The sequence below is a fragment of the Phenylobacterium sp. genome (assembly GCF_030698145.1).
Classification (GTDB): domain Bacteria; phylum Pseudomonadota; class Alphaproteobacteria; order Caulobacterales; family Caulobacteraceae; genus Phenylobacterium.
In genome coordinates this window covers 29,079-40,234 of the sequence record NZ_JAUYNW010000098.1, presented here as the reverse complement: position 1 = coordinate 40,234, position 11,156 = coordinate 29,079, and the positions used below count along the sequence as shown (strand labels likewise).

General features: G+C 69.7%; 12 protein-coding genes. 2 read left to right on the top strand and 10 right to left on the bottom strand.

What is annotated here, in order from left to right; genetic code table 11:
- Position 1 precedes the first annotated feature (1 nt).
- Both Q8Q77_RS15630 and Q8Q77_RS15625 read right to left on the bottom strand, forming a co-directional pair.
- A complete protein-coding gene (locus Q8Q77_RS15630) occupies positions 2-1,036 on the bottom strand; it encodes an MBL fold metallo-hydrolase (RefSeq protein ID WP_305584560.1) in 1,035 nt (344 codons plus the stop codon).
- Positions 1,037-1,212: 176 nt separating this feature from the next.
- Positions 1,213-1,959, bottom strand: coding sequence for a YebC/PmpR family DNA-binding transcriptional regulator (locus Q8Q77_RS15625; RefSeq protein WP_305584559.1), 747 nt, complete (start codon positions 1,957-1,959; stop codon positions 1,213-1,215).
- Between the two features lie 142 nt (positions 1,960-2,101).
- Here Q8Q77_RS15625 and Q8Q77_RS15620 point away from each other — a divergent pair, with 142 nt between their 5' ends.
- Positions 2,102-2,332, top strand: coding sequence for a hypothetical protein (locus Q8Q77_RS15620; protein WP_305584558.1), 231 nt, complete (start codon positions 2,102-2,104; stop codon positions 2,330-2,332).
- On the opposite strand, the gene Q8Q77_RS15615 is transcribed toward Q8Q77_RS15620, so the two are convergent.
- The 6 genes from Q8Q77_RS15615 to Q8Q77_RS15590 all read right to left on the bottom strand — a co-directional run bounded on the left by Q8Q77_RS15615 (position 2,283) and on the right by Q8Q77_RS15590 (position 6,876).
- A complete protein-coding gene (locus Q8Q77_RS15615) occupies positions 2,283-2,873 on the bottom strand; it encodes a histidine phosphatase family protein (protein WP_305584557.1) in 591 nt (196 codons plus the stop codon). The two genes, Q8Q77_RS15620 and Q8Q77_RS15615, sit on opposite strands and share 50 nt — an antisense overlap.
- Positions 2,870-3,655 (bottom strand): SDR family NAD(P)-dependent oxidoreductase, encoded by a 786-nt coding sequence (locus Q8Q77_RS15610; protein ID WP_305584556.1) that lies wholly within the window; start codon positions 3,653-3,655, stop codon positions 2,870-2,872. The genes Q8Q77_RS15615 and Q8Q77_RS15610 overlap by 4 nt, the downstream gene beginning before the upstream one ends.
- Before the next feature lie 30 nt (positions 3,656-3,685).
- Positions 3,686-4,108: a DUF3995 domain-containing protein gene (locus Q8Q77_RS15605; RefSeq protein WP_305584555.1), complete on the bottom strand. Its 423-nt coding sequence runs from the start codon at positions 4,106-4,108 to the stop codon at positions 3,686-3,688.
- Positions 4,109-4,116: 8 nt separating this feature from the next.
- Entirely contained in the window at positions 4,117-4,953 is an 837-nt protein-coding gene (locus tag Q8Q77_RS15600; RefSeq protein WP_305584554.1) for an alpha/beta fold hydrolase, read from the bottom strand.
- Positions 4,954-5,167: 214 nt separating this feature from the next.
- A complete protein-coding gene (locus Q8Q77_RS15595) occupies positions 5,168-6,133 on the bottom strand; it encodes a zinc-binding alcohol dehydrogenase family protein (protein WP_305584553.1) in 966 nt (321 codons plus the stop codon).
- Positions 6,134-6,216: 83 nt separating this feature from the next.
- The gene (locus Q8Q77_RS15590; RefSeq protein WP_305584552.1) at positions 6,217-6,876 is read right to left on the bottom strand and encodes an AAA family ATPase; all 660 of its coding nucleotides are present in this window, start codon (positions 6,874-6,876) and stop codon (positions 6,217-6,219) included.
- 192 nt (positions 6,877-7,068) lie between these two features.
- On the opposite strand from Q8Q77_RS15590, the gene Q8Q77_RS15585 reads away from it, so the two are divergent.
- The gene (locus Q8Q77_RS15585; protein ID WP_305584551.1) at positions 7,069-8,772 is read left to right on the top strand and encodes an alpha/beta fold hydrolase; all 1,704 of its coding nucleotides are present in this window, start codon (positions 7,069-7,071) and stop codon (positions 8,770-8,772) included.
- 164 nt (positions 8,773-8,936) lie between these two features.
- Here the strand turns inward: Q8Q77_RS15585 and Q8Q77_RS15580 are convergent, their stop codons facing one another.
- Both Q8Q77_RS15580 and Q8Q77_RS15575 read right to left on the bottom strand, forming a co-directional pair.
- On the bottom strand, positions 8,937-10,100 hold the full coding sequence (locus Q8Q77_RS15580) for a DegT/DnrJ/EryC1/StrS aminotransferase family protein (protein ID WP_305584550.1): 1,164 nt from the start codon (positions 10,098-10,100) through the stop codon (positions 8,937-8,939).
- An 88-nt stretch (positions 10,101-10,188) separates the two neighbouring features.
- Positions 10,189-11,088 (bottom strand): LysR family transcriptional regulator, encoded by a 900-nt coding sequence (locus Q8Q77_RS15575; RefSeq protein WP_305584549.1) that lies wholly within the window; start codon positions 11,086-11,088, stop codon positions 10,189-10,191.
- Between the last annotated feature and the right edge of the window lie 68 nt (positions 11,089-11,156).

Here is an 11,156-nt window from a genome sequence, read left to right as displayed (position 1 = left end):
CTCACGTCGCGTCCGTCACCGCGTAGCCGGCCTCCCGCCACGCCTTCATGCCGCCGTCCATGGCCGCGGCGCGGGTGTAGCCCAGCTCGCGCAGGGTGGCGGCGGCCAGGGTCGAGATCTTGCCGAACTCGCAGCAGGTGAGGATGCGCACGGTGGGGTCGGGGAGCTCGGTGTTGACCCGCAGCTCCAGCTGTCCGCGCGGCACGTTGCGCGCGCCCTCGATGTGGCCGCTCTCGAAGGCGTCCTTCTCTCGGATGTCGAGGACCACCAGGTCGCGGCTGTTGGAGCCGATGCGGTCGTTCACCTCGGAGAGCGACATGAAGGGCACCTTGGCGGCGGCGTCCGAGAGCAGTTCGGCGATGGTCTTGCCGCCGCTCATATTGGTGCGCAGCGCCTCGGTGAGGTGGGTGGGCGCGGCCAGGTCCAGGTGCTGCATCATCTCGACGAAGGCGTCGCGGGCCTTGACCTGCAGCCGGGGGTTCTCGGCGATCTCCGCGCCGAGGGTCGAGTGCGAGCGGCCCTTGTAGTCGTGGGCCGGATAGACCAGCAGGGCCGGGTCCAGGCGCAGCAGCTTGTCGAACAGGCTCTCATGCAGCGCGTGGGGATCGCCGGTCGGCAGGTCGGTGCGGCCGGTGCCGCCGATCAGCAGGGTGTCGCCGGTGAACACCTTGTCGTCCATGACCAGGCACATGGAATCCCGCGTGTGGCCGGGGGTGTGGAGGGCCTTCAGCTTGAGGCTTCCGGCGATGAGCGTCTCGCCGTCCTCCAGCCGCATGTCGGGATAGGGCGCGGGGCTGAGCGCGTGCATGACCACGCGGGCCCCGAGCGCGGCGGCGAGCTGGCGGCTGCCGGAGAAGTGGTCGGCGTGAGTGTGGGTGTCGACGATGTAGTGGACCCGCAACCCATGCTGGATCGCCAGTCCCCGATAGGTGTCGACCTGGCTGAGTTCGGGGTCGATGACGATCGCCGCCCGGGTCTGCTCGCAGCCGAGCAGGTACGACTTGCAGCCGCCGACCGTGATCTGTTCGAGGATCATGAGCGCCTCCCGTTGCGCCCCAGCGCCGGCAGACGGTCGCGCGGCGCCGCGGCCTTGGCAAGGGCGCGGGCGGGCTATGATAGGGCCAGCCCTTCGCTTGCGCTACGGGCGTTCGGCGCGGCGATCGACAAACCGTTGTCGATCGAATCCGGCTCGCGAGTGCGAGCCGGCGCTTTTCACCCGCCGTACTTTTCCATGTCCTCGTCGGAGATGTCGTAGTCGCCATAGACGTTCTGGACGTCGTCCTCATCGTCCAGCGCGTCGAGCAGCTTCATCAGGGTCCCCACCGGCTCGCCGGAGATCGGGTTGAGGTTCTGGGGGCGCCAGACGATCTTGGTGGTCTTGGCCTCGCCCAGCACGGCCTCGAGCGCCGCGGCGACCTCGGCGAAGTCCTCATAGGCGGTATAGATGGTGTGGCCGTCCTCGTCGGACTCCACGTCCTGGGCGCCGGCCTCGATGGCGGCCTCCATGACCTTATCCTCGGAGCCGGCCTTGGGCGGATACGTGATCTCGCCCAGGCGGTCGAACTGGAAGGACACCGAGCCCGTGGCGCCCAGGTTGCCGCCGTTCTTGGAGAAGATGGCGCGGATATTGGCCGCGGCGCGGTTGCGGTTGTCGGTCAGGCCCTCGACGATGATGGCCACCCCGCCGGGGCCGAAGCCCTCGTAGCGGACCTCGTCATAGCTTTCGGCGTCGCCGCCGGCGCCCTTCTTGATGGCCCGGTCGATATTGTCCTTGGGCATGGACTCGGCCTTGGCGTTGGCCACGGCCAGGCGCAGGCGCGCGTTCATGGCCGGGTCGGGCATGCCCGCCTTGGCGGCCACGGTGATCTCGCGGCTAAGCTTGGAGAACAGCTTGGACCGCACCGCGTCGGCGCGGCCCTTGCGGTGCATGATGTTCTTGAATTTCGAGTGTCCGGCCATGGGTCTCGTTCTGGCGTTTCTTGTGACGGGTGGGCGCTTCTAACGTCAGTGGGCGGCGAAGGCCAGACGTGGGGACCAGAGGGGGCGGAGGAACCACGGTCGCGCCTGGGGGTTGAGGCCTTGGACGACGCGGAGCCCAGAGATGACCGAATACAGCGACTACACCGACGACAATCTCGCCGAAGCCCCGGAAGCCGAGGTCGTGCATTGGATGGATCGCCGTCCGCTCACCATCGGAGCGGCGGGATTCTCCGGCGCGGTGGCCGGCGCCTTCCTGCTTGGCGCGGCGGCGGCCCTGGGGCTGGTGGTGCTCTCGAGCCGGGTCAGTCCGCGGCCACGCTGGAACAATCCATTCTCTCGCTCGATCCATTAGCGAGGCGATAGACGGCGTCTTGCGGGACCTCTTGCGCCCAGGTCGCGTCGCGATCGAGGCCCAGATAGGCGCCGCGGACCACCCGGCCCGAGCCACCGTGACAGACGATGACGACCTTGCGTTCCGGCTCCGGCGGCAGCTCGGAAAGCCAGTCGGCGACGCGCGCCTCCACCGACTCATAGCTCTCGCCGTTTGGCGCCGCGAACTGCCACTGGCCCCGGCCGAAGGCGTCGGGGTTCTCCCGCGCCAGTTCGGCGCGCAGCCGCCCGTCCCAGCCGCCGAACGACACCTCGATCAGCCGGTGGTCGATCTCCGGCGTGAGCGACAGCCGCGCGCCGATGGCCTTGGCGGTGGCCTGGGCGCGGCCCAGCGGACTGGAGACCAGCCGCCAGCCGGCCGGGTCGCCGATCAACTCGGCCAGCCGTTCGCCCATGGCCCGGGCCTGGGCCTGCCCCCGTTCGGTGAGGGGCGAATCCAGGTGGCCCTGCATCCGCTCCTCGGCGTTGAAGTGCGTCTCGCCGTGCCGCGCCAGGTAGATCATCGCTTGCGGCGGACCACCGGGTGGGAGGAGGACAGGCCTCCGTCGACCACGATGGCGTGGCCGTTGACGTAGGAGGCCTCGTCGGAGGCCAGGAAGAGAGCGGCGTTGGCGATCTCGATGGGCACGCCGCCGCGGGTCAGCGGGTTGAGCTGGCCGATCTTGTCCTCGTTGCCGCGCGCCCGGGCGCCGTCGAAGATCGGCTGGGTCATGCCGGTCTCGATCAGGCCGGGGCAGATGGCGTTGACCCGCACGCCGGTGCCGTAGAACTCGTTGGCCGCGGTCTGGGCGAGGTTGATGACACCAGCCTTGGAGGCCGAATAGGGCGAGCCGCCTGCGCCGGAGCGGATGCCGGCCACCGAGGCCGTGCAGATGATCGAGCCCTTGCCGGCCGGGATCATGACGCGGGCGGCGTGCTTCACCGCCAGGAAGGCCCCGATCAGGTTGATGCGCAGGATCTCGGCCCAGAAGGCGCCGTCCTGCTCGTCGAAGGCGGTCCAGCCGCCGGAGACACCGGCGTTGGCCCAGCAGACGTCGAGGCCGCCGAAGTCCTTGACCGCCCGGGCGATGAGGCTCTCGACGAAGGCTTCGTCGCCGGCGTCGCCGACCAGGGCCACGGCCTGGCCGCCGGCGTCGGCCACCAGCTTGGCGGTGTCGTTCACCGCCTCGGCCTTGTCGGCGATGACCAGCTTGGCGCCTTCGCTCGCGAACAGGATGGCGCTGGCCCGGCCGATGCCGCTGGCGGCGCCGGTGATGACGGCGGTCTTGCCGGAAAGTCGTCCCATGGTGGTTCCTTCAAGGTTGGCGCGCGGCGGTCAGCCGAGCGCGAAATTGACCGCCAGGCCCGCGGCGATCAACAGGCAGAGCGGCGAATAGTAGAGTTGGTTGAGGCGGTGGAAGGCGGTTCCCTCCGCACGCCGCCAGACGGCGGGGACGAAGCCCGCCAGGCCGCGCGCCAGGAAGACCCCGGCCAGCATGAGATAGGCGCCGGCCGCCAGCGGACGCCAAGGCCAGTCCAGGGTTTGGGCGCTGAAGGCGACGATCACGCCGGCGCCGGCGGCGATGGCCAGGGACACGAAGACCGTCAGGCCGGCGGGGGGCATCCGCGCGCCAGGCCGCGCCCCCAGCACCTTGTCGGCCAGGCTCAGCTCGTCGGTTCCCGGCCAGCGAAAGCCGAAGGCCCAGGCCAAGTGCAGTCCGGCGATGGCCAGCAGCAGGGCCGCGAGACCGATGGCCAACGGGTTGATCACCTGGCGCGTGCCGCCGCCGCGAGGATGGCGTCGACGAAGATCTCGAAGAGGGCGGGCGGCAGGTCGTGACCCATGCCGGGGACCACCCGCAGCTCCGCGCCGGGGATGGCCTTGGCGGTGGCCTCCCCGCCGACCAGCCTGACCAGCGGATCGTCGGCGCCGTGCAGCACGACGGTGGGAACGTTCAGCTTGGAGAGCCGCTCGGTGCGGTCGCCGTCGGCGCGGATGGCGCCCATCTGGCGGGCCGAGCCGGTGGGGTTGAAGGCTCGGGCATGCTCGGCGATCACCCGGTCTCGCAGGGCGCCGTCGGGCCAGGGATAGCCGGGGCTGCCGATGGTCAGCGCGTTCTTGACGCCATGAGCGATGAAGGCCTCGCGGTCGGCCTCCGGATCGGGCGGGGCGAGGGTGAGGACGACGCCGGCCTCCGGCGTCGGGTCCAGGGTTCCCGGCGCGCCGGTGGCCGACATGATCGAGGTGAGCGAGAGCACGCGGTCGGGATGCTGGATGGCCACGGCCTGGCTGATCATGCCGCCCATGGAGACCCCGGCCACGTGGGCCTGCGTCACGCCTGCGTCGTCCAGCACCGACATGGCGTCGGACGCCATGTCGGTGAGGCCGTAGCTCTCGCCCGGCTTGAACCAGGTGGAGAGGCCGGTGTCGCGGTTGTCGAAGCGGATCGCGCGATAGCCCTTGGCCGCCAGCTTCTCGCAGAAGGCCGCCGGCCAGCGGGTCATCTGGGACCCGAGGCCGTTGATCAGCAGGATGGCGGGGGCGGCGTCGGGACCGAAGGTCTCGTACTCGATCTCGACGGCGCCGTTCCTGGCCTTGGGCATCGCTGTCCTTCCTCCTCAGATCCTCCCCCAGCGCGCAGCGCGGTTTGGGGGAGGTGGCTCGTAGCCCCCGGGACCGACCGATGGTCGGCCCGAGGACAGGCTTAGCGGAGAGACGGAGGGGGTTGAAGCGCTCGAAAGCGAGTCAAAGTCCCCCTCAGTCGGCTTCGCCGACAGCTCCCCCAGAGGGGGAGCATCTATCATTCGCCGTTCGTGCCTACGGCACCAGAACCACGCGGCCCACGGCGGCGCGGCTTTCGATATAGGCGTGGGCGGCGGCGGCGTCAGCCAGGGAAAAGACCTTGTCGACCACCACCTCGAGCTCGCCCTTGGCGGCGTCGTTGATGAGCTGCTGGATGTTGTCGTGCACGCGGTCCGTGCCGATCTCAGCGCCCAGGAAGACCCCCGAGAGCGAGCGGTTGCCGCCCATCATCGAGCCGACATCGACCACCATCGGCTCGCGGCCGGCGGCGCCGACCATCGAGACCCGGCCGCGATAGGCCAGAGCATTGATCGAACCCTGCAGGGTGGGGCCGCCGACCGAGTCGACGATGACGTCGACGCCCTTGTTGTCGGTGAGGCGCTTGGCCTCCGTGGCCACGTCGTCGCGGGTGTAGTTGATGCCGTGATCGAGGCCGAGGGCCTTCAGGCGCTCCAGCCGTTCGTCAGAGGAGGCGGTGGCCAGGATCAGGCCCGCGCCGCCACGCCGGGCGAGCTGGATGGCGGCGACGCCGACCCCGCTGGCGCCGGCCTGGACCAGGACGGTCTCGCCCTTCTTCAGGCGGCCGAACTCGAACAGGCAGTCGTGGGCGGTGCCGAAGGTCACGGGAATGGCCGCGGCCTTCTTGACGTCGTAGCCGTCGGGAATGGGCCAGCAGTTGCGGGCGGGGACAGAGCGCAGCTCGGCGTGGCTGCCCCAGTTGTTCACGGTGGCGACCTTCTGGCCGACCCTCAGATGGGTGACCTCGGAGCCGACCTCGACGATCTCGCCGGCGGCCTGGTAGCCGACCACGTGCGGCTTGGTCATCAGCGGCCCGCGCCAGCGGTTCAGGGTGTCGCCGCCCTCGATGGCGATGGCCTCGACGCGGATGATCACGCCCTTGGCGTGGCAGGCGGGATCGGGAACCTCTTCGTATTTGAGGACCTCGGGACCGCCGTTCTCGTAATAGACCGCCGCCTTCATGCGCCATCTCCCAATGAATTAAACAAATGTTTGATCGGGCAAGCTAACCGCGCGGAAGGGTCGGGCGCAAGGGAAAGCGCGGCCTATCGCGCGGCCTTGGCGGCGTCGCGGCCGAACAGGAAGGTTTCGACGAAGTCCCAGAGTTCGGCGATTTCGCGAGCCGCCTCGGTCTGGGGGTCGATCTCCTCGACCGAACGGCCGGTCTCCAGCGCCGACTGGTAGACTGCGCGCGCGCGCAGGATGATCGGGATGACCGGCAGGCGCATGAGCAGCAGCGCCTCCAGGGCCCGCTTGACCGCGGGCGGCTCCACGCCGTTGCGGGTGACAGGCGCCTGGTTGACCACGATCAGGGTGGGCTTGCGCATCCGCCGCACGATCTCGGCGGTCTGCAGCGCCGCGGCCAGGTCGAGGAAGGTGGGCCGGATCACCAGCAGGGCGAGGTCGGCGGCGACGATGGCGTGGCTGATCTCCTCCTCCATGGCCGCCGGGGTGTCGATGACCATGGTGTCCACCCCTTCGCGCAGGGCCGTGAGCTGCAGGGCGAAGAGCTTCGGGCCGGAGGTCTCCACACAGGCCGGGCCGGGGGTGCGGCGACCCTTGAGCACCTGGCTGGACGAGCGCTGGGCGTCGGTGTCGGCCAGCAGGACCCCGCGTCCGCGCAGGTGCGCGGCCAGGGCGAGATGCACGCTGAGCGTGGTCTTGCCCGAGCCCCCCTTGCGGGCGATGACGGCGACGGTGCGCATGTATCTGCTCCGCGCCGAATCGACGCCTCTACGCTCAAGCTGGGTGGCAGATGGCTGTGACATCCGTTCGACGCTGCAACCGATTTCCCCGGCCGGTTGTTCGCCTGGACGACGTACACGCTTCCAGTTCGCGTAACCTGTTGGCTACACTGAAGGCGTAACTCCTCGAAAGACCGACTCTTCCCGAAAGGAATGGCGACGCCCGCCTGCATGGACGCCGACCGAGACGCCAAGGCCGCTCTGGTCATCGAGACGATGTATCGGGTCGCCGCCGACCTGGAGGCCTGGGAACAGCTCATCGACGCGCTGAGCGCCGACGGTGAGCCGGACGGGGTCTCCGAGCAGATGGCCCGCGACCTGGCCCATAGCGAGGACATCGCCCGGCTGCTCAGCCGGTCCGACGAGGGCCCGGCGGCCGGCCGCCAGCCACGGCGCGACCTGGGATGGATCCTGCTGTCGGCGCGGGGCCGGGTGATCGCGGCCAATCCGGCGGCCCACACGATGATGAAGGACGGCCTGGGGCGCCTGGAGGACGGCGCCGAGCCCGTCTTCACCGACCCGGCCAATCGCGAGGCCCTGAGCCGGGCCCTGGATCAGGCGCGTGGCCTGGCGGGCGGCCGGATCATCCTGAAGCTGGAACGCGACGCCGAGGAGGGGCCGCGCTTCGCCTATCTGATTCCGTCCCGCGACCTGCCCAGCGCCGTCGGGGCCGCCGAGGCGCCGCAGGACGCCTTCGCCGTGGTGTTCCCGGCCATCGAGGAGACCGGGCGGCTGTGGGCGGCGATGCGCGAGAGCTTCGGCCTGACCGCCGCCGAGGTACGGCTGGCCATGAAGCTGCGCGACGGCCGCGCGCTGCGGGAGGCCGCCGAGGAACTGGAGGTCAGCGTCAACACGGTCCGCAACCAGCTTCGCGCCATTTTCGACAAGATGGGGCTGAACCGCCAAAGCGACCTGATCCGCGCGCTGACGGAGTTGTCCTCGGTGGCCAGCGCCATGGACGCCGATGGCCCCGACTGCGAGTTGGAGCCGCCGCTGCTCGACACCCCGCCGATCCGCAGCATCACCCTGGCCGACGGCCGGCGGCTGGCCTACCGCGACTATGGCGATCCGGCCGGCCGGGCGATCCTGTCGTTCCACGAAGGGATGGGCTCGTCCCTGCTGCCGCCGGGCACCCAGAAGCTGGCGCGGGACCTGGGCCTGCGGATCGTCTGCGCCGAGCGTCCCGGCTTCGGCCAGTCCGACCCACGGCCCGACTACAGCTTCGACGGGGTGGCGCAGGACATGGTCGAGCTGTGCGACCACCTGGGCCTGGAGGACATCCGCATCGGCGCCCTGCTGTCGGGAACCCCCTCGGCGCTGCAGACCGCCATCCGGCTGGGATCGCGGGTGGTCGAGGTCCACCTCTATTCCGGCCGGCCGACGCGGCGGCTAGAGGGTGCGCCACGGGGGCCGCTGGCCCTGTTCCGCGCCCGGATCGAGAACAATCCCTGGGTGGTGGAGACCCTGTTCGCGGTCATGCGGCTGCGGGCCTCGCCTGCCCAGGTGGAGAAGGTGCTGCGCCGCTCCATCGCCCATTCGCCCAGCGACCAGGCCTTCATCGAGGCCCATCCCGAGCTGATGGCCTTCATCGCAGCCTATGTGGGCGAGGCGCTGGCCCGCACCAGCCGCGGTCCAGCCGACGAGGTGCGGGCCTTCCGGCGCGGCCAGAACCTGACCATGGCCGAACTGCGCGTCCCGCTGGTGGTCTGGCACGGGGAGGATGACGTGATGGCGCCCCTGCCGGACCTGCTGGCCTTTCTGGGCGACACCCCGCGCGAGGTGCGCCTGAAGCCGGGGATCGGCCACCTGCTGGCCTTGAAACACTGGGAGGAGATCCTCCGCGAGGCCGCCGCCTGAGGCCGCATAGTGCATTTGCGTCATGCGCATGTTGCGGTGCGGTGGTTGGATGATCGGGCTGGAGCGGCCGAGCTTGGGGGAGTTTCGGTCGATGACAGAAATAGACGGACGCGGCCCCCCACGGGTCGCGTCCGTTGCCATTTTGGGGCCAGGCGCGCCGCGCTTTAGCCGTTGCGCTTCACATAGGCGCGGATGGCGGCGATGACCTGGTCCTGGTGGTCGGGGGTCAGGTAGGGGTGCATGGGCAGGCTCATCACCACATGCGACTTGGCCTCGGTGACCGGCAAGCCGCCCGGCGCCGGATAGACCGAATAGACGTCCTGCTTGTGGATCGGGATCGGGTAGTAGACCGCGCTCGGGATGTCCTGGCTCTTCAGCTGGGCGGCTAGGCCGTCGCGGTCGGGGGTCTCGATGGTGTACTGGGCCCAGACCGAGACCCCGCCTTCGATCACCTTGGGCGTGGTGACCACATCGGCCAGGCCCTGGGCGTAGCGGTCGGCCACGACGTTCCGTGCACGGATTTCATCATCGAAGATGGTCAGCTTCTGCAGCAGCACCGCGGCCTGGATGGTGTCCATCCGGCTGTTCATGCCGATGCGTAGGTTCAGGTACTTGGGATCGTGGTCGAAGGTCCGGCCCACCAGGTCGGACTTCACCGCCTGACCGTGGACCCGCAGGGAGACCAGCAGGTCGTGCAGGCGCTCGTCCTTGCAGAGCACCGCCCCGCCGTCGCCGTAGCAGCCGAGCGGCTTGGCCGGGAAGAAGCTGGTGGTGGTGACGTCGGCCCAGTGGATGGGATGGCGGCCGTCGAGCGTGCAGCCGAAGCCCTGGGCTGAATCGGCGATCAGCTTCAGGCCGTGCCTGGCCGCGACCGCGGCGATGGCGGGATAGTCCGCCGGCTGGCCGAACAGGTCGACGGCGATCGCCGCCTTCGGGGTCAACTTGCCCTCGGCCTTCACCGCCGCGATGGCGGCGTCCAGCTTGACGGGATCGAGGTTGTAGGTGTCCGGGAGGACGTCGACGAAGACCGGCGAGGCGCCGACCAGAGGCATGGCCTCGGCGGTGGCCGCGAAGGTGAAGGAGGGGCAGAACACCGCGTCGCCCGGCCCGATTCCCCAGGCCATCAGCGGCAGGACCAAGGCCTCGGTGCCCGAGCCGCAGGACAGCACATAAGGCGCCTGGCCGTAGGCGCCCATCTGGCGTTCGAACTCGGCGATCTCGGGACCCATGATGTAGGCGCCCGAGCGCACCACTTTGAGGATAGCGTCCTCAAGCGGCTGTCCGAGGCGGGCCCTCTGGGCCTGGAGATCGATGAACGGAATGGGCATCTGGCGATCCGAGACTGAAGCGGCGCGCTTCATGGCACGGAGAGCCTAGCCGAGCCAAACACGCTTGGTGACGGATTTTTGCGAACCCTCAGGCGAGCGCGGCGCGCACCATGTCCAGGAACCAGGTCACGCCAGGATCGGCGGCCTCGCGGCGCACCGCCTGGATGTCGAAGGACCACATCTCGAAATCGGTCTTCAGGATCTGCAGCCCAAGGCGGTCGGCATAGTGGCGCGCCAAGCTCTCCGGACAGGTGGCGATGGCGTCGGTAGCCGCCACCATGTCCAGGGCGGTGAGCCAGCCTGGGACCGCGGCGACCAGGTTCTCCGGGTCCTTGGCGTCGCCCGTGTGGGGTCCGACCTCGCTGAGCGAGTAGGCGAAGATGTGGCCCGCCGCGCCATAGGTCGCCAGGTCGATCCTGTCCTGCAGGGTGGGATGGTCGCGCCGCGCCACGACGCAGTATCGGTCGGTGAACAGGGGCTCGGCGACCACCCCGGGGGGCAGGGCCCCGAAGCGGCCGATCGCCAGGTCGGCCTCGCCCCGCCGCAGGCCGTCCAGGGCCTTCGCCTGGGCCGCATAGCCGATGCCGAACGAGACCCCCGGGGCGGTGTCGCGCAAGGCCCGGATCAATGACCCGCCGATCTGGACGCTGACGAACTCCGGCGCGGCGATGTTGAAGCGCCGCCCGCTGCGAGCCGGGTCGAAGCCGTCATAGGGCTTGAGCGCCTGGCCGGCCATGTCGATCAGGGCCTCGATACGCGGCCCCAGCTCCAGGGCCCGCCGGGTGGGCTCCAGGCCATGGGGCCGGCGTACGAACAAGGGGTCGTCGAACAGCTCGCGCAGGCGGGTGAGGGCATGGCTCACGGCCGAGGGTGTCAGGCCCAGGCGCCGCGCCGCCTCGCTGGCCCGGCCGCAGCGGATCAGCTCCCGGAAGACCAGCAGGAGGCCGCCGTCCAGTCGTCGTATTTGATTTAGATCGAATTCACTCATGCAGCGAATTCAGTAACTCGTAATTCACTGGAAGGCTAGGCCTTGGGGGTCGCGACGGACGCGACGCC

What these genes read in the sequence shown, in the direction of transcription:
- Q8Q77_RS15575 (WP_305584549.1), bottom strand. Translation starts at nt 11,088, where the DNA reads ATGAGTGAATTCGATCTAAATCAAATACGACGACTGGACGGCGGCCTC.
- Q8Q77_RS15585 (WP_305584551.1), top strand. Translation starts at nt 7,069, where the DNA reads ATGGCGACGCCCGCCTGCATGGACGCCGACCGAGACGCCAAGGCCGCT.
- Q8Q77_RS15625 (WP_305584559.1), bottom strand. Translation starts at nt 1,959, where the DNA reads ATGGCCGGACACTCGAAATTCAAGAACATCATGCACCGCAAGGGCCGC.
- Q8Q77_RS15610 (WP_305584556.1), bottom strand. Translation starts at nt 3,655, where the DNA reads ATGGGACGACTTTCCGGCAAGACCGCCGTCATCACCGGCGCCGCCAGC.
- Q8Q77_RS15630 (WP_305584560.1), bottom strand. Translation starts at nt 1,036, where the DNA reads ATGATCCTCGAACAGATCACGGTCGGCGGCTGCAAGTCGTACCTGCTC.
- Q8Q77_RS15590 (WP_305584552.1), bottom strand. Translation starts at nt 6,876, where the DNA reads ATGCGCACCGTCGCCGTCATCGCCCGCAAGGGGGGCTCGGGCAAGACC.
- Q8Q77_RS15595 (WP_305584553.1), bottom strand. Translation starts at nt 6,133, where the DNA reads ATGAAGGCGGCGGTCTATTACGAGAACGGCGGTCCCGAGGTCCTCAAA.
- Q8Q77_RS15615 (WP_305584557.1), bottom strand. Translation starts at nt 2,873, where the DNA reads ATGATCTACCTGGCGCGGCACGGCGAGACGCACTTCAACGCCGAGGAG.
- Q8Q77_RS15600 (WP_305584554.1), bottom strand. Translation starts at nt 4,953, where the DNA reads ATGCCCAAGGCCAGGAACGGCGCCGTCGAGATCGAGTACGAGACCTTC.
- Q8Q77_RS15620 (WP_305584558.1), top strand. Translation starts at nt 2,102, where the DNA reads ATGACCGAATACAGCGACTACACCGACGACAATCTCGCCGAAGCCCCG.
- Q8Q77_RS15580 (WP_305584550.1), bottom strand. Translation starts at nt 10,100, where the DNA reads ATGCCCATTCCGTTCATCGATCTCCAGGCCCAGAGGGCCCGCCTCGGA.